20 protein-coding genes are annotated in these 20,872 nt (G+C 51.3%); 18 read left to right on the forward strand and 2 right to left on the reverse strand.

Going from position 1 to position 20,872, the window contains the following annotated elements; genetic code table 11:
• Positions 1-192: hypothetical protein (locus P1S59_10235; GenBank protein MDF1526628.1), on the reverse strand; the 192-nt coding region annotated here is incomplete at its 3' end.
• Here P1S59_10235 and P1S59_10240 point away from each other — a divergent pair.
• From P1S59_10240 to P1S59_10265, 6 genes are all read left to right on the forward strand, one after another.
• Positions 109-660, forward strand: a complete 552-nt coding sequence (locus tag P1S59_10240) for a UDP-N-acetylglucosamine 2-epimerase (protein ID MDF1526629.1) — start codon at positions 109-111, stop codon at positions 658-660. The genes P1S59_10235 and P1S59_10240 overlap by 84 nt on opposite strands.
• Before the next feature lie 444 nt (positions 661-1,104).
• The gene (locus P1S59_10245) at positions 1,105-2,769 is read left to right on the forward strand and encodes an MraY family glycosyltransferase (GenBank protein MDF1526630.1); all 1,665 of its coding nucleotides are present in this window, start codon (positions 1,105-1,107) and stop codon (positions 2,767-2,769) included.
• A 258-nt stretch (positions 2,770-3,027) separates the two neighbouring features.
• Positions 3,028-4,335: a nucleotide sugar dehydrogenase gene (locus P1S59_10250; protein MDF1526631.1), complete on the forward strand. Its 1,308-nt coding sequence runs from the start codon at positions 3,028-3,030 to the stop codon at positions 4,333-4,335.
• Positions 4,323-4,655, forward strand: a complete 333-nt coding sequence (locus P1S59_10255; protein MDF1526632.1) for a four helix bundle protein — start codon at positions 4,323-4,325, stop codon at positions 4,653-4,655. The genes P1S59_10250 and P1S59_10255 overlap by 13 nt, the downstream gene beginning before the upstream one ends.
• Positions 4,656-4,781: 126 nt before the next feature.
• Positions 4,782-5,759 carry a UDP-glucose 4-epimerase GalE gene (galE, locus tag P1S59_10260; protein ID MDF1526633.1) on the forward strand — a complete coding sequence of 326 codons (978 nt, stop codon included), beginning with the start codon at positions 4,782-4,784 and terminating at the stop codon, positions 5,757-5,759.
• A 174-nt stretch (positions 5,760-5,933) separates the two neighbouring features.
• Positions 5,934-7,298, forward strand: coding sequence for a sigma-54 dependent transcriptional regulator (locus P1S59_10265; protein MDF1526634.1), 1,365 nt, complete (start codon positions 5,934-5,936; stop codon positions 7,296-7,298).
• Between the two features lie 110 nt (positions 7,299-7,408).
• Here P1S59_10265 and P1S59_10270 read toward each other — a convergent pair whose 3' ends face one another.
• A complete protein-coding gene (locus P1S59_10270) occupies positions 7,409-7,696 on the reverse strand; it encodes a four helix bundle protein (protein ID MDF1526635.1) in 288 nt (95 codons plus the stop codon).
• Between the two features lie 271 nt (positions 7,697-7,967).
• Between P1S59_10270 and P1S59_10275 the strand changes: the two genes are divergently transcribed.
• The 12 genes from P1S59_10275 to P1S59_10330 all read left to right on the forward strand — a co-directional run bounded on the left by P1S59_10275 (position 7,968) and on the right by P1S59_10330 (position 20,869).
• The gene (locus tag P1S59_10275; GenBank protein ID MDF1526636.1) at positions 7,968-9,275 is read left to right on the forward strand and encodes a UDP-glucose/GDP-mannose dehydrogenase family protein; all 1,308 of its coding nucleotides are present in this window, start codon (positions 7,968-7,970) and stop codon (positions 9,273-9,275) included.
• 197 nt (positions 9,276-9,472) lie between these two features.
• The gene (locus P1S59_10280) at positions 9,473-10,435 is read left to right on the forward strand and encodes a GDP-mannose 4,6-dehydratase (protein MDF1526637.1); all 963 of its coding nucleotides are present in this window, start codon (positions 9,473-9,475) and stop codon (positions 10,433-10,435) included.
• A 2-nt stretch (positions 10,436-10,437) separates the two neighbouring features.
• A complete protein-coding gene (locus tag P1S59_10285; GenBank protein MDF1526638.1) occupies positions 10,438-10,689 on the forward strand; it encodes a hypothetical protein in 252 nt (83 codons plus the stop codon).
• 372 nt (positions 10,690-11,061) lie between these two features.
• Positions 11,062-11,715 (forward strand): histidinol phosphate phosphatase domain-containing protein, encoded by a 654-nt coding sequence (locus P1S59_10290; protein MDF1526639.1) that lies wholly within the window; start codon positions 11,062-11,064, stop codon positions 11,713-11,715.
• A 74-nt stretch (positions 11,716-11,789) separates the two neighbouring features.
• A complete protein-coding gene (locus tag P1S59_10295; GenBank protein MDF1526640.1) occupies positions 11,790-12,506 on the forward strand; it encodes a tetratricopeptide repeat protein in 717 nt (238 codons plus the stop codon).
• On the forward strand, positions 12,503-14,278 hold the full coding sequence (iorA, locus tag P1S59_10300) for an indolepyruvate ferredoxin oxidoreductase subunit alpha (protein ID MDF1526641.1): 1,776 nt from the start codon (positions 12,503-12,505) through the stop codon (positions 14,276-14,278). Before P1S59_10295 ends, iorA begins: the two co-directional genes overlap by 4 nt.
• Positions 14,275-14,871, forward strand: coding sequence for an indolepyruvate oxidoreductase subunit beta (locus P1S59_10305; GenBank protein MDF1526642.1), 597 nt, complete (start codon positions 14,275-14,277; stop codon positions 14,869-14,871). The genes iorA and P1S59_10305 overlap by 4 nt, the downstream gene beginning before the upstream one ends.
• 99 nt (positions 14,872-14,970) lie before the next feature.
• Positions 14,971-16,272 (forward strand): phenylacetate--CoA ligase, encoded by a 1,302-nt coding sequence (locus P1S59_10310; protein MDF1526643.1) that lies wholly within the window; start codon positions 14,971-14,973, stop codon positions 16,270-16,272.
• Positions 16,273-16,782: 510 nt separating this feature from the next.
• Positions 16,783-17,208 (forward strand): ACT domain-containing protein, encoded by a 426-nt coding sequence (locus P1S59_10315; GenBank protein ID MDF1526644.1) that lies wholly within the window; start codon positions 16,783-16,785, stop codon positions 17,206-17,208.
• 79 nt (positions 17,209-17,287) lie between these two features.
• Positions 17,288-18,526, forward strand: coding sequence for an ABC transporter substrate-binding protein (locus P1S59_10320; GenBank protein MDF1526645.1), 1,239 nt, complete (start codon positions 17,288-17,290; stop codon positions 18,524-18,526).
• Positions 18,527-18,992: 466 nt separating this feature from the next.
• Positions 18,993-19,877, forward strand: coding sequence for a branched-chain amino acid ABC transporter permease (locus P1S59_10325; GenBank protein MDF1526646.1), 885 nt, complete (start codon positions 18,993-18,995; stop codon positions 19,875-19,877).
• Entirely contained in the window at positions 19,874-20,869 is a 996-nt protein-coding gene (locus P1S59_10330; protein MDF1526647.1) for a branched-chain amino acid ABC transporter permease, read from the forward strand. The genes P1S59_10325 and P1S59_10330 overlap by 4 nt, the downstream gene beginning before the upstream one ends.
• Positions 20,870-20,872 lie beyond the last annotated feature (3 nt).

Below are 20,872 nucleotides of genomic sequence, written 5' to 3' on the forward strand. Positions count from 1 at the left end.
AAGCGCTCCGCCTCTTACACGGAGAGGATACACCTTAAGTTCAAAGGAAAGTGGTCTTGACATTGGGGTCCACTGCAGATCGACACGCTCCTGGAGAACCTGGAACGGATCGAGGGAGGGAAGTGGAAGCCTTCCACGGGTATCAGGGATGCCGTAGACGGTTGTGGCGGGTATGCCGTCCTGACGCTCCATCGGCCTTCCAACGTGGACCGCGAGGAGACCTTCGCTCCGATCTGGCGGGCAATTTCCGAGGTTGGCGAACGGATTCCTGTAATTTTCCCTGTCCATCCCAGGACGCGGACAAAAATGGAAGAGTTCGGCCTGCTGAAAGGAAATGTGAGGATGATAGAGCCCATCGGATATATTGACATGTTCTGGGCTGTAAAAGGAGCGAAGATGGTCCTCACCGATTCCGGCGGGTTACAGGAGGAAACCACTGTCCTTGGTGTACCTTGTATAACCATCCGGGAAAACACCGAACGGCCTTCAACGATCGAAATGGGCACAAACTATCTGGTGGGAACCGATCCAGACAGGATCCTCTTTATCGCCAATGAGATTCTGGAGGGGAAGGGTAAAAGGGGTCAAGTTCCACCCCTTTGGGATGGTAAGACATCGGAGAGGATCGTGAATATCATTCAGCGTGACCTTATGGGATAGAGAACCAAACCTTGGACCCTTTGGATGAAGCCGGTGGGGAAGGTGGGGCAGTATTTCAACGGTTGACGTACATCCCTGAAGATGGGAACCGGCTGTTGCCGTTAAGGTTCTCATAATAAATAGGGTTCATCCCGTTAATGAGTGTCTGATGTCTTGCCGGTGCCGGGGGTGTTCTCCGGTCAAAGCGCCAATCTTCGCAAAATCCCTTAAGAAGCTACGCTCTGGTCTTTGCCGGAGAACATAAGGCCGGTCCCGACTGCGACCCCCAACGGTGAAGTCCCGTCCATGTCATCAGAATCCGCTGGGGGAGACAGGTATCCAATTCCCGGATGAACCATAAATAGTAACCTGGCACCGTTGCATAAAAACACCTGGTTAGTTAGTATGTGAGTCTGATCTTATACATGAGCAGAAAACGACCCTTGCAACCCGCGGGGAGGTTGATTGCAATACATCTTACTGTTTTTCATGGGGGTCATGATCACGTTGTTTCTGACGCCGCAGGCGATTCGCCTGTGCTACCGTTGGGAACTTCTGGACCACCCCACAGATCGGAAGATCCACAAGGTGTCCACGCCGCTTGCCGGCGGCCTGGTCCTGTTCCCGGTCACTGTGATCGGGTTCCTGCTTTCATCTCCCGCAAATCCGCACTTTATCTACTTCACCATCGCGACGACAGGTATTTTTGCTGTGGGGTTGTGGGACGACCTCAAGGGGATCCACTTTTCAACGAAGTTCATCGTTCAGATGGGGGCGGCTCTTCTTGTGATAAGATCGGGTATCCTGTTTGATCTCGACAAAGTTTTTTTCTTACAGGGCATGGGTTTACAGGCCGGTTATATCCTTTCCAGTGTCGTTACCGTTGTGTGGATCGTGGGGATCACCAACGCGGTGAACCTCATTGACGGTGTTGACGGCCTGGCGGCGGGGTTGTCCCTGAACGCCTTTGCTGGTATCGGTGCCCTGTCCCTGGTCTCAGGTTCCCTCAATTCGGCAGTTCATTGCATCATCATGGTGGGTGGTATCCTGGGTTTTCTGCGTTATAATATTTTCCCGGCCCAAACCTTCCTTGGAGACAGCGGAAGCCTGCTGCTCGGATTCACCCTGGCCGTGGCCTCCATTATTCAATCGGCCAAAACGAGCACCTTCCTGGTGCTGGGGATCCCTGTTCTGTTCCTTGCCATACCCGCGCTGGACACATCTTTGGCCTTTTCCAGGCGTGCCTTCTGCCGGAAAAACCCCTTTCGGGCTGACCGGGAGCATCTTCACCACTACCTCCTGGATCTGAATTTCACCACAAGCCAGGTTCTTGGTATCTTCTACGGCGTATCTGCCTCTCTCGGCATCCTGGGTTTAGCCCTGGCCCAGACTTTTAAGGTACAGATCCTGGCCCTGGCCTTACTCCTTGTTGCTTTTGTCCTGGCCGGACTCAGGTTCATGCAAATTTACAATATGGCGGGCTTGATCCGCCTCATTAATATCAGAATGCGTACTGTCGCCGCAAAAGCCGTTGGCTCCGATAGGGACAGTGAGGAGCGGTGGAAAAAAAATATGGCCGTGCTGGGGGTGGTAGCCATACTGAACATCTTCCTGCTGATTCAGACGGGACAGCTGTTTTCAAGTCTGACTTCCATAGTTTTGCTTTTTTTTGCACTGGGAGCCGTAGATCTGTACCTTAACAAAATGGAATTTTCGCCCCGGTACGAGATCACGCGTACATCAATTTTCCTCTCCATTGTTGTAAACCAGGTCCTTTTTATGGGTTTCTGGCAAGGCAACTTTTACCCGGAAAATTTACATGTATTTGGTATATTCGCGATGGTCGTCCTGCTGGTTTGGTTCCTGTACAGGACCGGTACCTTCGCCATCTTCCTCACCGATCCGGTGGATATCCTGGCCCTTTACCTGGGAACACTGGGGGTGTGGCTTGCCAAGCATTTCATGGGGGCCCCCTCCTTGCTGCCCTTCGGCGTGGCTCTTGGTAACGCCCTGATCCTGTACGCCATTACCAGGGCTTACCTGGCGGGGTACAAAGTGCGCTCGAAAACAAAAGCTATTGCGTTTGCAGGTTGTATGCTGTTCCTGATTTTCGTGCCGTGGCTTTCTTAAAAACTATCCAAAGTCCAAATCCCAAAGTGCAAAGTCCATAGTCCAGGGTCTAGAGGGGAATAGGGCGTGGGCGCGTGGGGGAGGAAATCCTTGAGGGGGCGAGAGGGAGAGTGGGGGGGGTCCTTACACTCTACACTCTACATTATACACTGCCTTTTCGGATCACGGATCACGGCCTTTACTCATTGACCTTACCCCCCTTTCCTCTTAATATTGCGAGGATTTGAATACATAAACGGAACTCTGGAAAGGAGAGACATGTCTCACAAACAGGAACTTCAAAAAAAGATAGAAGATCGCACCGCCGTCTGCTGTATCATCGGTCTCGGCTATGTGGGTCTTCCCCTGGCCGTTGAGCTGGCAGCCACCGGGTTCACTGTTTACGGGATCGATCTGAACACCAATAAGGTTGAGGCGGTTAACCGCGGTGAATCCTACATCCCCGATGTTAGCAACAAGATGGTCAAGGAGGGTGTAGATAGCGGAAAACTCAAGGCAACCACAGACTTTAGTGTCGTCAAAGATTGCGATGTCGTGTCCATCTGCGTGCCGACGCCCCTCAACAAGACTCGTGACCCTGATATTTCTTACATTATTTCGGCCCTGGAAGTAGGGATCGTTCCCCATGTGCACCCGGGTATGCTCGTAGTTCTGGAAAGCACCACCTATCCAGGTACGACCGAGGAGGTTATTGTGCCCGCTTTGATCAGCGGGAACCTGAAGGTCGGTGAAGATATCTTTGTCGCCTTTTCACCCGAGAGGGTCGATCCGGGCAACCCCCACTTTCAGACCGGTAACATACCCAAGGTTGTGGGTGGAATGACTAAAAACTGCTGTCACATAGCGACCCTCCTCTACAGCTCTTTTCTTGCCAAGGTCCACCCGGTCAGTTCAGCCGCCGTGGCAGAAATGGTCAAGATCCATGAGAACACATTCAGGAGCGTCAACATCGCCCTTGTAAATGAGCTGGCTCTCATGTGCGACCGGCTGGGCATCGATGTCTGGGAGGTCATCGAAGGTGCTTCCACCAAGCCTTTCGGTTTCATGCCCTTTTATCCCGGTCCCGGTCTGGGAGGGCACTGTATCCCCATCGACCCTTACTACCTGTCCTGGAAGGCACGATCAGTGGGGTTCGAGGCCCGGTTTATCGAACTTGCCGGACAGGTGAACAGTTCCATGCCCATGCACGTCGTAAACAAGGCCTCAGATGCCCTTAACAGCGTCGGAAAGGCCCTGAGAGGCTCTAATGTCCTCATTCTGGGGGTTGCCTACAAAAGCGACATCGATGACGAGAGAGAGTCTCCTGCCATCGACATCATAGATCGGCTTATTGCAAAAGGAGCAATGATTACCTACCTGGATTCCTATATCCCGGAACTGGATGTGGGCACGACGGTCCTCAGCGCCTCCGAGATCAGCCTTGAACTTCTCCAGGAGACTGACCTTGCGATCATCGTTACGGCCCACAGCGATTTTGACTACGACTTCATTCTGGAGCAGGTGCCCCTGATCCTGGATACGAGAAACGCCATCAAATCCAGGCAAGATAAGGTGTGGAGGATTTGATCGCATGGCAAAAAGCAAGGGTATTGATTAAAAAAGTCCATGAAGTTTCCGGTAAAGGCTTCTTTTATAGGGACAGAAATCTAAAAAATCAAATTTGCCGGACCAGCGTTTCTGTAATGTCCAACGTTGCAGAAGGCTTTGAAAGGGAAGGGGAAAAAGAGTTTGTGCAGTTCCTTTCACAAGCCAAAGCATCCTGTGGTGAAGTCAGATCCCCATTATTTGTTGCTTTGGATCGCGGTTATGTAAATGATGTAGAGTTTAATGCCCTTCTCAATTTGTCACTTGAAACGAGTAGAGTGATAGCAGGATTGATAGGGTAATTGAAGAAGTCAGAGTATAAAGGTAGTAAATTCATGTGACCATGCGCATTAGGATTTTTCTCTTTGGACATTGGGCTTTGGCCTTTGGGCTCCAGTTACCAGAATTCGGGAGATTAAATGAGTGATATGAAGCGAATTTTGGTAACGGGAGGAGCAGGATACATCGGCAGCCATGTCGTCCTCGCTCTCGGAGAAGCAGGCTACGATGTCCTGACTTTCGACAACCTTTCCTCCGGCAACAGGTGGGCTGTAATTAAAGGTGAATTTGTCCAGGGTGATCTGTCTGACCGGGAAACCTTCAGGGAGACGGTTCGGAACTTCAAACCGGATGCCGTGATGCACTTTGCCGCCTCCATCGAGGTGGGTGAAAGCGTTAGATATCCTGTCAAGTATTACTTTAACAATACCGTCAATCTCCTCAATACTGTTGATGTTTTGTCCAGCGAAGGGGTAGGAAAGATGATCTTTTCCTCTACCGCCGCTGTCTACGGAAACCCCGAAATAGTACCCGTAACGGAAAGTTCACCCCTGGCACCCATCAACCCTTACGGCGCTTCCAAGATGATGAGTGAGAGGATCCTTGCCGATCAAGGTGAAAGCGGCACCGATTTCAGTTACATCTCGCTAAGGTACTTTAACGTCGCTGGAGCCGATCCCGGGGGACGGTTGGGTCAGGTGTATAAAAACCCCACCCACCTTATTACGCGGGCGCTCAAAACTGCCAAAGGGGAGTACGAAAGACTGCAGATCTTCGGAACCGACTTTCCCACACCTGATGGAACCGGTATCAGGGATTACATACACGTCACCGACCTTGCCGACGCACATATTCTGGCTTTGGAGAACCTTCTGGCGGGGGGTGCCAACGACACGCTCAACTGTGGTTACGGAACCGGATTTTCTGTGACGGAGGTGATCAATGCGGTGAAAAGGGTCACCGGGACCGATATTAAATTGGAAAAAATCGGCAGGAGGGCAGGGGACCCTTCGGAACTGATCGCTGACAGTTCACTTATCAGGAAAAGGTTGTCATGGGAACCGAAATACGACGATCTCGATACCATCGTACGGACCGCCTGGAATTGGGAGAAAGGCCGTAATTAGTAAATCGTGAAAAGTGAATCCCGCCTATGGCGGGACCGTTCACCTTTCACTCTTCACCGTTTTTTCCCATTTGACATATCCCTTAAACATCCGTTATTACAATTATGGAATAGTTTTCATTTGGGGGTTAGCAGCCCAGCTTTACATTGCCAATTTTAACGAGGGGCGGATTACATGGGTGTATTCCTGGTTGCAGAGGATGATCGTGATTTCAGAACACTATTGACCGATGTGTTCAAAGATGCCGGTCACCAGGTGGACCACGCCGTCGACGGCAGGCAGGCCCTGGAAATGGTCAGTGCGCGCAAGTACGATGTCGTGCTTGCGGATATCCAGCTCCCTGTAAGGGACGGAATGGAAGTACTGCGGGAAACAAAGTATAGAAGCCCCGACACGGAAGTCATCATGATGACCGCTTACGGCACTCTCGACAGCGCTGCCCAGGCCATGAAACTTGGCGCCTCCGATTATCTACAGAAACCTTTCAGCATCCTCGAACTCGAAATGAGAGTGGAAAAGGCGCTTCGGAACAGGAGCCTGGCCAAAGAGGTTGCTTATCTCAGGCACACCCAGGAAGTGATCTACAGGATCGAAGATATCATCGGGAAAAGCGATGGGATAAAAAGCGTCCTGGGACAGGTAAAGGTCCTCGCCAACGACCCATTCCCTGTATTTATCAAAGGTGAGACCGGTACCGGCCGTCTTCTTATTGCTGGAGCCATTCATTTTAACAGCGGCCGGAGCGAGAACGGTTTTATCCGGGTCAACTGTACGATACAAAATCCGGACCATCTGGAAAGTGACCTGTTCGGGCACGCGGTGGACGCATTCCCCGGTGCGAAGAACGCAAGGATCGGGAGGATCGAACAGGCCAACGGGGGGACCATTTTCATTGAGGAAATAACGGAAGCGCCTCTGGCGATCCAGGTTAAACTTCTGGAGTTCATCGAGGAAGGGAGCTTCCGGAGGCTCGGTGGATCAAGGGATGTTTCAGTGGACGCAAGGGTTATCGCATCCACCAGCAGAGATCCGGAAAAGGAGATCAAGGCCGGGAAGTTGATGCCGGAACTCCTTGAGGCCCTCAGTCATAAAGTGATCAACATTCCGCCCCTCAGGGAAAGGCCTGAGGATATTCCTCTCCTGGTTGAATATTTCATCGAAAGGCTGCGCCTTGAACTGGACAATGGACGGGCACTCAATATCACCGACGGGGCTATTGGAAAGCTGAAGGGCTACGACTGGCCTGGTAATATCCGTGAGCTGAAAAACGTTCTGGAGAGGGCACTTTTTACCAGCCCCAAGGATACCCTGGATATCGCGGATATCCAGCTCCCGGATGAGCACCCGGCCGCCGGTTCAGTGGGTCTTACTGACAGGAAGCTCAAAGAACTGGAAAAGGAAGCCGTTCTGGAAGCCCTGGAAAAGAGCAATTATGTTCAGAAAGAAGCTGCAAAGCTCCTGGGCATCTCCAAGAGGGTGATTCACTACAAGATTCAGCAGTTTAATATAAAGCATCCGCGCTGGATCAAGAACAAGTAATGTACTTGAACTTAACTTGTTCTTGATCCAGCGAGTTTTACGTGCTCGCTACGCTCAGGTTCCACGTTCCAACTTCCAGGTTCCAGCGAAAGGACTATAGATTCATCCATTTATTCGGAGGAGATATAACCATGATCCAATGCCAGATGCAGGAGTGAGCGTAATTCGCCTGCTGAGCCTTTGGCCATGGAGAGAAACTTCACAAACTCCCGGTTGCCATCACGTTCAAATCCTTCAGCGATGTTTGCGGGAACCGAGATGACGGCCCGGCATAACTGATTCTTTAGAGCAAAATCCCGAGAAAACTCCTCAGATTTGGTCAGGGTCAATATGACGCGTATCAGCTCCCTCGCTTTTTGCCAGGTGAGAAGATCCTCAAAACGTGTAATTTTGGACATAAATTCCTCCGCATTGTTTACGGTCTTCCGTTCGATGGCGGGAAAATTATTCTCAACAATCGTGCCATTGTAGAAAATCGTATTGTGATCAGGTTAAATATTGAAGATTTTCGTGTTTTGGTTCATCATAATTTGTTTTAAAAAAGGATTGTTTTCCCAAATTACCGTTACATGGGAATGAAACAGAATGAAAAGACCTGAGTGGAAGCCTGGATTGTCTACTTGAAACCTGGAACTTGGAACCTGGAACTGAAAAACCGGAGGTTTTTCCATGCACATCGCAATTATAGGAACTGGATACGTTGGACTCGTAACGGGAACCTGCTTTGCCGAATTCGGGGTGGAAGTCACCTGTGTGGACAAAGATGAAAGCAAGATCACTCCACTTTTGAAGGGGGAAATCCCTATCTATGAGCCAGGTCTTCAAGAGCTGGTAAAGAAGAATATAAACGATGGCAGGCTCCGTTTTACAACTGATTTGAGCGAGGGCGTCAAGGATGCCCTTGTTGTCTTCATAGCCGTTGGAACACCTCCAAGGGAGGACGGCAGCGCGGACCTGAGTCATGTCTTGCAGGTTGCAGGGGAAATCACGGAATGCATGGACACGTACAAGGTGATCGTCACCAAGAGCACAGTGCCCGTGGGTACCGGTGAAAAGGTCAGGAAGGTGCTTTCCAAACGCTTGCCGGCAGAGAAGTTCGACGTTGCCTCTAACCCCGAGTTCCTGCGCGAGGGTTCTGCTATCGGGGATTTCATGCGGCCAGACAGGGTCATCATCGGCGCGGAAACGGAGCAGGCCAGAGCTATTTTAAGAGACCTTTACAGACCTCTCTACCTTATCGAGACGCCTTTTGTGTTCACCAATGTCGCCACTGCTGAGCTTATCAAATATGCCTCCAACGCCTTTCTTGCCACAAAGATCACCTTTATCAACGAGATGGCCAACCTGTGCGAACAGATCGACGGTGATGTCCATGTGGTCGCAAAAGCCATGGGACTTGACGGCAGGATCGGACCAAAGTTTTTACGTGCCGGTCCGGGATATGGGGGTTCCTGTTTCCCCAAGGACACCCTTGCTCTGTTGAACATATCCAGGGAACTGGGACACCCATCGAAGATAGTTAAATCGGTAGTGGAGGTGAACGATGCTCAGAAACAGCGTGCTTACGGCAAGATTAAGGATATCCTCGGCGGTGATGTAAAGGGGAAAGTTATTGGTCTTCTGGGCCTCGCATTTAAACCGAACACAGATGATTTCAGGGAATCTCCGGCCGAGGTCATCATCAGGGGGATAAGGAACGATGGCGGGACAGTACAGACTTTTGATCCTGCCGCCATGGACCAGGCCAGAAGCTATCTGGGCGAGGAAGGTATCACCTTTTGTGAGAACAGCTATGATGCCGTTACGGGCGCTGACGTTATGGTCGTCGTCACGGAATGGAACCAGTTCCGCCTTCTGGACCTGAATAAATGCAAGAAACTGCTAAAGAGCCCCAACCTGGTGGATCTTAGAAATGTGTACGAACCGAAAGCAGTACGGGACCTGGGGTTTAATTATACGTCTATAGGTAGAGTGTAGAGTAATCCAGCGTAGAGTGCAGCGTGTAGAGGGAAAGAACCTGTTTGATGTTTGGGGTTTGGAGTTATGTTAAGGCTTAAACCTGACACCGCAAGGCAATCATTATATGAAACTCGATTTTTTGAAATTTCAAATTCTCTGCACTCTACACTCGACACTTTGCACTCCTCCTGTAACAAGAACACGGATGGCCGCTTATGTTTAACCGTGTTCTTGTAACAGGAGGGGCAGGCTTTATCGGTTCAAACCTCTGTGAGGCCCTCCTCGATCAGGGCAGGGAAGTCCTGGTTCTGGACAACTTCAACGATTTTTACCCCCCCTCCATCAAGCGGGATAACGTGCAGAAGGTTCTGGACCACCCTTCCTATTCCCTCGTGGAAGGTGATATCCGTGATGAGGAGGCTGTGGGCAGGGTTTTTGACTCCTTCAAACCCCAGGCTGTTATCCACCTGGCTGCCATGGCCGGTGTGAGGCCGTCCATTGAACAGCCCCACCTGTATAATGACGTGAATATCGCCGGGACGACAGTACTCCTGGAGGCTGTCAGGAAGCACCCGGTTCAAAACTTTGTATTCGGTTCCTCCTCCTCCGTTTATGGCTCCCACGACAGGGTGCCTTTCTCTGAGGAGGATGTCCTGAGCAGACCCATCAGCCCCTACGCTGCAACCAAGCTGGCCGGGGAGCAGCTCTGTTTTACATATCACCATCTGTTCGATTTGCCGGTCTCCTGTCTCAGGTTCTTTACCGTTTATGGCCCTCGTCAGCGGCCTGAAATGGCCATTCACCTTTTTGCCAGAAAGATCATTAACGGTGATCCCATCACTCTTTTTGGGGACGGGTCCAGCAGGCGGGACTACACGTATGTTGATGACATCATTGATGGTGTCATAAGGTCCCTGGACAGGGTGCAGGGTTTTGAGATTTTCAACCTTGGAGAGTCGAGGACTGTGGGTCTTTTAGAAATGGTCTCCATCCTGGAAGATGCCATCGGCCTGAAGGCAGATCTCCGGTATGAACCGGATCAGCCCGGTGATGTTCCGATAACATACGCAGATGTTTCAAAGGCGGGCAGAGTACTCGGTTATAAGCCTGCAGTACCCATCGAAGAGGGTATCAGGCGCATGGTTAAGTGGCTTAAGGATCAACACAAGGAGGTATGAATATGGGGGAAGGAGATCTTCGTGACAGGGAGATGCCCAGATCCAGGGTTTTGGTGATCACCGAAAAAAGGGAATTTTCAGGTTTTCTTCACAGGATGTCACCAGACCGTCGTGAGACAGACGTTCTTAACGATGAAAGGACATTTATCCATCTCACGGATGTGGAGTTAAGGATAAAGGGAGAGATTCCCAAGGAGGTCCCTTTTGTTGCGGTAAACAAATCAAACATCATCTGTGTGATACCTGAAGAGTAGGGAAGAGCAGTGTAAAGTGCAAGGTGTAGAGTGCAGAGGGTAAAAACCCTCCAGAGTCCAGGGCTTGCCAAGCCGAAGCCTTGGCGAAGGCTGGTCCAAAGTCCAGCGTAAGAGAAAAAACAACCTTGCGATCATTAGTTCATTTGCCATTATTGGAGTTCCATGGATCAAGGTTTTTCTCTGGATGCTCTGCTCTGGACTCTGGACTGATCCTACACTCTGGACTGATTTAACCCGTTGTGATATTTAACAAAATTCGGCCTTAACTGACTTTGCGAAGAAGGTGCCCACTGTTCCTGGTTTGACTTGGAACCTGGAACCTGGAACCTGGAATCTGAGCGAAGCGAGCGAACTTGAGACCATAAATTCATGATCATTGACTTCCACACACACACATTCGCCAGCGATGGGGTGCTCCTTCCCTCGGAACTGATCAGAAGAGCTGTCGCGGCCGGTTACCGGGCCATCGGGATAACCGATCACGGCGATGAGACCAATTTGGAAGATCTCCTCCAAAGGTCGGTTAAGGCTGCGCAGGTATGGGCTGAGAATGTGGATATTGTGGTCATACCCGGTGTAGAGATAACCCATGTGCCTCCTGACAGGATACCTGCTTTGGCTGCAAGGGCCAGGGAACTGGGCGCGAAGGTTGTCGTTGTGCATGGAGAAACGGTTACGGAGCCGGTGGCCCCGGGCACGAATGCCACTGCTGTCCGATGTCCGGATGTCGATATCCTGGCCCATCCAGGTCTTCTTTCTGAGGAAGATGCGAGTGCTGCGGCCCAGAATAACGTTTACCTTGAGATCACGGGCAGGAAGGGGCACTCCGCTGCCAACGGCCGGGTGGCGTCAGTTGCCGCAAAAGCAGGAGCAAGCCTTCTGTTTGGTACTGACACGCATAGCCCTGGCGACCTGGCAACTGTGGATCACGCCCGGAAGATTCTCCTCGCAGCCGGCATCGCGGAAGACCAGGTTGATGAAGTTTTCTTAAACGCTGAGCAACTTTTGAATCGTATTAGCGGTTAATCGTTCAGTGAATGGTTTACCGTTCACCATTCACTATTCACCGTGCACCATTTGATGCAACTCGGAGGAAGTAGATGAGCTACATAAAGAAAAGGGTTCCACGTAAACCGGGAATGACGCCACAGGAGATTCTCGCTGACCAGAAGACCCTGGCCAGCTGGTTTACGGATAACGCCAATTTGATAGCGTATGCATCCGTCGCGATCTTTCTAGTAATTGCTGTAACCTTCGGGATTATCTGGATGAAGGGTCAGAAGAAGGACACGGCCAATGCGGCCCTTTCAAAGGCCATGGCCTTGTATCAGGTCACCGTTGCCCAGATGGAGACATCCACAAAGGATCTCGAACTGGCTCTGGAAAGCCTGAATGAGGTCGCATCCGAATATGCCGATGCTTCCCAGGGGTATACGGCTTCCCTGCTCAAGGCCAACGTCCTCTACCGTCTGGAAAGGTATCAGGAAGGGGCTGCAACCATTGAAGCTCTGGATATCAGTAATCACGAACTTGTAAACGACATAAACGGATTCTATCTCCTTGCCAGAAGTTACGAGGCGATGGAGGAGTTTAAAATGGCCATAGAGTCCTATCAGAAAGCGAAAGGGCGTGCCAGGGGTGACATGATAGCTGTGATAGATATCGACCTGGCGCGATGCAATGAGCTGGCAGGCAATGTGGATACAGCTATCTCAATCTACAAAGAGGTCCTGTCCGAGTACCCTGACACTGTTTATGCAACCAGGGCTGAAAAGAAACTGGCTACCCTGGGTATCACTGACCTAGAGACGCTTTGACCCGCCTTTTTTTTTCAGGAAACGAAGCTATTGCCAGGGGTGCTCTCCAAGCGGGAGTTTCCCTGGCTACTGCCTATCCAGGTACACCCAGCACCGAGATCCTTGAAAACCTTTCCCGAATGGGTGGTACCAGAACCATATGGTCCCCCAACGAAAAAATAGCTGTTGAGCTTGCCAGCGGAGTTTCTTTTGCCGGACACCGGGCCCTTGCCGCCATGAAGCATGTGGGAGTCAATGTTGCGGCAGATCCGATCTTCACCCTTGCCTACACCGGCGTCCGGGGCGGTCTGGTCATCATTACTGCCGACGATCCGGAGCTCCACAGCTCCCAGAATGAGCAGGACAACCGCAGGTATGCATCCTTTGCCAGGATCCCCATGCTGGAACCGGCCAACAGCCAGGAAGCTCTCGATTTCACCCGGGAAGCTTTTGAGTTAAGCGAGCGTTTTGATATCCCATTCTTCGTGCGAACCACCACCAGGATCTCCCACGGGAAATCCCTGATCGAGATCAACGAAAAGAGCAATACTGTCAGTACGGTGGTGCCGGGACTCGTAAAAGATCCATCCAAATACGTCATGGTCCCGGCTAACGCCAGGGTCAAGCACCGTGAGCTGGAAGAGCGGATCGAGATGATAGCCCGGTACGGGGAGAAATGTTCTTTCAACAGTGTTGAGATGAAGGGTACGGCACTGGGTATCATCACCTCCGGCATCAGCTACAATTATGTGATGGAAGCGGTTCCTGATGCCTCTGTATTGAAACTCGGCCTGGTTTTCCCTCTGCCTGACGACCTCATCAGGGATTTTGCATCCCGCTGTGACCGGGTTGTCATCGTGGAGGAGCTGGAACCGTATCTTGAGGAGTGGGTAAGATTTCTGGGGATAGAGTGTGAAGGCAAATCTCTGATACCCAGGTTCGGAGAGATTGATACCGGGATGGTTCGAAATGCACTGACTACTGTCCCGGAAGGGTACCGTCCATCAAAACCTGAAAGTATCAATACCGGAGATATACCTGACAGACCTCCTGTGATGTGTGTCGGCTGCCCCCATCGAGGGATATTCCACATCCTCAACCGGAAAAAGGCGTTTGTCGCCGGTGATATAGGCTGCTACACCCTTGCCGTAACCCCGCCATTGTCTGCCATTCACACCACCGTCTGCATGGGAGCGGGTATAAGCCAGGCTGTTGGGATCGAGGCTGTTCTACCGGAGGAACACGGTAAGGTCGTGGCGGTAATAGGTGATTCCACCTTCCTTCACAGCGGCATGGGCGGCGTTCTCAATATGGCCTTTAATGAGATCCCTGCCACAGTCCTGCTTCTGGACAACTACACCACGGCCATGACCGGCCGGCAGGATCATCCGGGAAGCGGGTTCGACGCCACCGGAAACCGCACCCGGCAGGTGGATTGGGAAACCTTGCTCAATGGCCTCGGAGTCGAGCACGTACGTCTCGTCGATGCTTATGATCTTGATGAGATCCGGACGGTTTTGGAAGAAGAGATCCACAGGGACGCTCCATCTGTCATCGTTGTTCAGGGCGCCTGTATGCTTCTCAAGAACAAGCCTGTCAAACGACAGGCACCCTGCAGGATAAACGAAAACCTCTGTACCGATTGCGGAATGTGCCTCAGGATCGGCTGTCCCGCCATATCCAGGAAAAATGGAGCGTCTGAGGAAAAACCGATCATTGATGATACCCAGTGCACCGGTTGTGATATTTGTTCCCAGGTGTGCCAGTTCGAAGCCATCGGGAGAGAAGGATGACCGGAACGGGTGGAAAAATATTCAACATCCTGCTGGTCGGGGTGGGAGGGCAGGGGACGATCCTTGCAAGCGAACTGTTGGTCCTTGTTCTTCTTGAGGCTGGTTTCGATGTGAAGAAGAGCGAGGTTCACGGTATGGCCCAGCGAGGGGGGCGGGTGGTTTCTCACGTTCGTTTCGGGGATAAAGTCTATTCCTCCCTCATTGTCAGGGGAGAGGCGGATATTCTGGTGGGGTTCGAGATGGCCGAAACCCTCAGGAGTCTTGATTGGCTCTTACCCGGCGCACGGGTGGTGGCCGCGAGGAAGGCCATTTTACCCTATACTTCCCAGGTGGGGCAGGCATCCTATCCCTTTGATGCCCTGGACACGGCGAGGGATGCCGGTTTTGATCTTACGGTTGTGGATGGAGAGGCCCTTGCCGAACAAACAGGTGAGAAAAAGACCGCCAACGTTGTGCTCATTGGGGCATTGGCACGGTACCTTCCTGTGAAGCGTTCCGTATGGGAGGAAACCATAAAAAAGAACATGCCGGAAAAGCTGGTGCAGATGAATTTGACGGCGTTCGGATTGGGATGGAATGAAGAGCAGGTTTGAAGTTCGATGTTTGAGGTTTGATGTTCAACCTGGAACGTGGAACATGGAACCCGGAACCTGAGCGAAGCGAGTGAACATGAACGAAGCGAAAGGAGTCACATGATCTGGGACGAAGAGTTTGAGAGCCTGCCGAGAGAGGCCCTCGAATCACTGCAGCTGTACCGGCTGAAGAAAACTGCTGAAAGGGTCTATGCAACTGTGCCCTTTTACAAGGAAGCATTTGACAAGACAAAGATCCATCCATCACAGATTAAATCCATGGATGATCTGCGCCGCCTCCCGTTCACTGTCAAGACGGATCTGCGGGACAATTACCCCTTTGGCCTTTTTACCCTGCCTCTTCACGAGGTGGTTCGGATCCACGCTTCCTCAGGGACGACTGGAAAACCTACCGTTGTGGGGTACACCAAGAGGGATATTGAGACCTGGTCCCTTCTGATGGCCAGGACCTTGTCCTGTGCAGGCGTGAAAAAAGGTGACGTGGTTCAGAACGCCTACGGTTACGGTCTCTTTACAGGAGGCCTCGGTTTTCACTACGGCGCCGAAAAACTGGGAGCTACGGTCATCCCCATCTCAGGCGGCAATACCAAACGCCAGATCATGCTTATGGAAGACTTCGGCAGCACGGTTCTCGTCTGCACCCCGTCCTACGCCCTGACCATTGCCGAGGCCATGGAGGAACTGGGGGTTTCCAAGGAGCGCCTCAAGCTGAATGTGGGCATTTTTGGAGCCGAGCCCTGGTCCCAGAGCATGAGGCAGCAGATTGAATCCAAACTGGGTATTGATGCCGTGGATATCTACGGACTGTCCGAGATCATCGGTCCGGGTGTGTCGGTAGAGTGTATTGAGGCCAAGAGCGGCCTCCACATATTTGAGGACCACTTTATCCCCGAGGTCATCGATCCCGTAACCGGTGAGAACCTTCCCTACGGCGAGGAGGGCGAGCTGGTGTTTACCACCATAACGAAAGAAGCTTTCCCGATCATCAGGTACAGGACCAGAGATATAACACGGCTGCACGCCGAACCGTGCAGGTGCGGCAGGACCCATGTGAGGATGGAAAGGGTCACCGGCCGTACCGACGACATGCTCATCATACGAGGGGTGAACCTGTATCCTAGTCAGATAGAGAACCTTCTTATGGAGACCGAGGGATTGGAACCCCACTATCAGCTTATCGTTGACAGGGAGGGTACCCTGGACACCTTGGAGGTCCAGATCGAAGTCAACGAAAAGATCTTCACCGATGAGATCAAGGGGCTTGAAAAGCTGGAGCGGGGCGTGGAAAAAGAGATCAAGGAAATGCTGGGTGTTTCGGCCAAGGTCCGGCTGGTGGAACCCAAGACCATCGAACGCTTCGAGGGCAAGGCGAAGAGAGTTATTGATAATCGGAAAATTTAGGAACAAATTTGACGTTTGAGGTTTGATGTTTGATGTTTGAGTTCTTCCGGACAATGCGTACCTGGATTAAGCAACGGTTTTTATAAATGCGATGTTTTTTACCACACAAAGCAATGACTTACAGTGCGAGTCATTGATTTGGGCGCCCCGAGCGGGGCGCATTGATGGACTTTTTGCGAGTCCATCAAAATTATTGCTTGGTTTAACCCTGTGAAACCCTGCCTTCCCTGAGCAAAAGACAGTGCGTCGAAGGGTGTACCCTGTGGTGGATTAGTCTTTTGAATTTTGGATTGAACTTGGTAACAGGAACTTGAAACTCGAGGTGCGTTAGCGACGAGGGGGAAGGGCGGGTTTGGAATTTGGGTTTTCGGAGTTTGAGGTTAAGTACCAATTCATGAACTTTGGTCTGAATAATAAAGAAATTTTTTGGTTTTTAATGCTTACAGAAGAATGTAAGATAGCAACTTCAAACGTCAAACTTCAAACATTAAGTTCTTTCGGGGGTTTAACATGAAAATTGAACAGATCTCGGTATTTATGGAAAATAAGACCGGCCGCCTGGCCCAGATCACCCGGGTGTTGGGTGCGGCGGACGTTAATATACTGGCTCTTTCCCTGGCCGATACCGCTGATTTTGGAATCCTGAGGATCATTGTCTCTGATAACGATAAAGCCTATGAAGCCTTGAAAAGTGAGGGTTTTACGGTAGGGCGCAACGACGTCCTCGCTGTGGAGGTGCCGGACCGCCCTGGCGGCCTCGCGGATTTTCTGGAAATCCTTAAAGTGAACGAAATAAACATAGAGTATATGTATGCCTACAGGAAATCGGGACATGCAAACCTGATATTCCGTTTCGATAATCTCGACAAGGCTATTGAAGTCCTGCCTGATGCCAACATCAGGATTTTGACGGAGGAGGAGTTGTATTCGATATGATGATTCGGATGTTGGATCCGTGCATCTGGCAATTCCAGGCAGGTAAAACACAGACAACTGGGGGGAGAGGAGCTAAGAGATGAAAAGGATTTCGACAGTAATACGGGCAGTAGCGGTGATCAGTGTGATCTCCGGCCTGGCTATAGCCGGTTGTGCAAAGAAACCGGAGGGGCCACAGGAACCGTACAAGATCGGAGCTATTTTTGCGTCAACCGGTCCGGCTTCCATGCTGGGTCTTCCGGAGAAGAACACCGTGGAGATGCTCGCGGAAACCATCAATGCGGAAGGCGGTATCAAAATAAGGGTCCAGGAAAAAGGGTCTTGGGTTGATCGCGGCGTGCCCGTTGAAGTGATCATGTATGACACGGAAGCCGATTCCACGAAGACAGTCACAGTTACAAACAAACTTATCGAAAGTGATAAGGTTGACGTCATCATTGGGCCGACAACCTCGGGTACAAGTCTTGCCATTGTGGATATCGTAACCAAGGCGGAAGTTCCGCTTATTTCCTGCGCCGCCTCAGTCAAGATCGTCAAGCCGGTCTCGGAACGGTATTGGGTTTTCAAAACTCCCCAGACCGATACCATGGCTGTGGAGAAAATCTACGAGACCCTGAAAACCAAGGGCCTCACGAAGATAGCCATCCTGACGGTCAGTGACGGGTTCGGTGATTCCGGCCGGGTGGAGCTGCAGAGACTGGCTGCCGACTACGGCTTGAACATCGTATCGGAAGAGCGGTACGGCGGGAAAGACACGGACATGAGCGCCCAGCTGACGAAGATCAAGGGAACCGACGCCCAGGCCATCATCTGCTGGGGAACCAACCCTGGTCCCGCGATCATTGCGAAAAACAGGAAACAGCTTGGCATCACGATACCCCTCTACAATAGCCACGGTGTGGCGTCTCCCAAGTTCATTGAACTGGCCGGTGATGCGGCTGAGGGTACCTTCCTGCCGGCCGGTAAGCTCATCATCCTTGATCAGCTGCCGGCTTCCGACCCCCAGAGGGAAGTGCTGAGCCAATACAAAACCGCTTACGAGAGCAGGTTTGGTGCCGGTACGATCAACACCTTCGGCGGCCACGCCTATGACGCTTTCAAGATTGCCCTTTTGGCCATCGGGAACGCCGCAAAAGAAGGAAAGCTCGAAGCTGGAAAAGTGGATAGAGCCACTATCAGGAACGAGATCGAGAAGATCCAGGGGTTTTACGGGACCGGCGGGATCTTTAACTACTCCCCCGAGGACCACAACGGCCTGACCAAGGACGGGTTCGTAATGGTCGAGATCAGTAACGGCGGCTGGAAGCTGGCGGAATAAGACAGTGCAAAGTGAAGGGTCCGTGATTCGTGAATCGTTTTCTTCGTCATTGCTGGAAGCGAAGACCGGTGATTCGTGATTGGTAAAACCTGAAACAAGGTACACGGAACCTGAGTAGATGTTTTGATCAAAGTAGTGAGGGGGCCGGATTCCGGCCCCCTTTTTATGTCCAAACGCCGCAAAACATGTTAAAAAATAAAGGTTTGAAGTTTGAGGTTTGAAGTTTGAAGTGATACAGCTTAAAAGCTGAAAACTTGAACATCCTCGATTATGAACCAAAACTTTTAAAACATGACGTTGGTTAAACTTCAGTATAGCAAATCAGGATTGTGAGGTTGGAATTTGAAGCTTGATCATCAAACACTCGGCGTCATTGTTTCAGGTTCGCTCGCTTCGCTCAGGTTCCGAGTTCCATGTCCCACGTTCCAGGTTGAACATCAAACATCAAACAACAAACTTTACTGACATGACTTTATCCCAACAAATCCTCCAGTACCTCATCACCGGTGTGACCGTGGGCACCATCTATGCTCTTATCGGCATGGGTTTTAACATCATATACAACTCCACCGAGATCATAAACTTTGCCCAGGGCGAATTTGTCATGCTGGGAGGCCTGCTAACCGTTTCCAGCATGCAGGTCCTCCATCTGCCCATTCCCTTTGCCGCCCTTGTTTCTGTAATCGGGGTAGCGCTCATCGGCACGCTGCTGAATGTCGCAGCCATCAGACCTGTCAGGGATCCCAACCCCATTACGCTCATCATAATCACCATTGGCGCTTCGATCTTTATCCGTGGGGTGTCCAGTCTCATTTGGGGCAAAGAGGCATATCCCATCCCGGCATTTTCCGGGGAGGATCCTATCCCCTTCTTCGGGGCCGTCATCCAGCCCCAGAGCCTGTGGGTCATGGGAGTAGCCTTTTTTATCGTTTTGGGCCTCCGGCAGTTCTTCGGCAGGACGATAACAGGCAAAGCCATAATGGCCAGCGCCTTCCAGCCGAGAGCTGCCAGGCTGGTCGGGATCGACACAAGGTTTATGGTTCTCATAAGCTTTGCTCTGAGTGGATTGGTAGGCGCTGCAGCCGGGATCGTGATCGCACCCATAAGTATGACCCAATACGACATCGGTGTGATGATAGGGCTTAAGGGGTTTTGCGCCGCCATTATCGGCGGTCTGGGTAGTTTCTGGGGTGTCGTTGTGGGAGGTATAACGCTGGGGGTGCTGGAAAGTCTTGGAGCGGGACTCATCTCCAGTGGGTACAAGGATGCCATAGCTTTCGGTATCCTTCTCCTCATGCTCTTTCTACGGCCCCAGGGGATACTTGGCAAATCCAAAGGAGATCGGGTTTGAGGATTCCTTCCTTTCCCAGATCGCCCTATGCCGGTTTTTTTCTTTTCGCAGCCTTACTGGCTGTAATGCCTCAATTTCTGACAAACGACTACCACCTCAACGTGCTCATTTTTATCGGGATCCATTGCATTATCGCCATCGGTCTGGATCTTCTCCTGGGGTATACCGGGCAAATTTCCCTCGGACATGCCGCTTTTTTCGGGCTTGGGGCCTATATCACCGGAGTCCTTTCAGCAAAAGCTTCATTGCCACCCATTGCTGGTCTCGCTGTCGCGCTTGTGGGCGTGGGTATCCTGGCCTATTTTATTGGAATTCCCACTCTAAAACTTCACGGGCACTATCTTGCCATGGCCACATTGGGATTCGGGATCATAATACAGATCTTTTTTAATGAATTGGATTTTCTCACAGGTGGGCCGTCGGGCTTGGTTGGCATCGAAGACATGTCGATATTTGGTTATGAATTTGATTCCGATCTCAAATACTACTATCTGGTTTGTGTGTCACTTCTGCTTACTTTACTCCTTTCCATCAATGTAGTTAAGTCCAGGGTGGGCAGGGCTCTCAGGGCCATTCACGGTTCCGAGGTGGCTTCTTCGGTTATCGGAGTTAACGTTTCGCGTTACAAAGTGGCTATTTTTGTGCTGTCGGCGCTATATGCAGCCTTTGCGGGTTGGCTGTACTCTCACTACATGACCTTCGTGAGCCCCAGCTCTTTTGGTTTTATGTTTTCCGTCAAACTTATCACCATGGTTGTCATCGGCAGCCTTGGAAGTATATGGGGTGCGATCTTCGGTGCAGCTCTTATCACGAGTATGCCTGAGTTCCTGCATGTCTTTCAAAACTATGAAACGACTGTTTTCGGTTTCATTTTAATTATAGTCATGATTTTTATGCCCAGGGGGCTTTTACGCGGCCTGGAGGATCTTCTGTTGTCTTTATGGCACGCGGTACGAAAGAGAATCATCGGAACCAGGGAGGAGACCCCGTGAACG

It is taken from the genome of bacterium (assembly GCA_029210965.1).
In the GTDB taxonomy this organism is placed as follows: domain Bacteria; phylum BMS3Abin14; class BMS3Abin14; order BMS3Abin14; family BMS3Abin14; genus JALHUC01.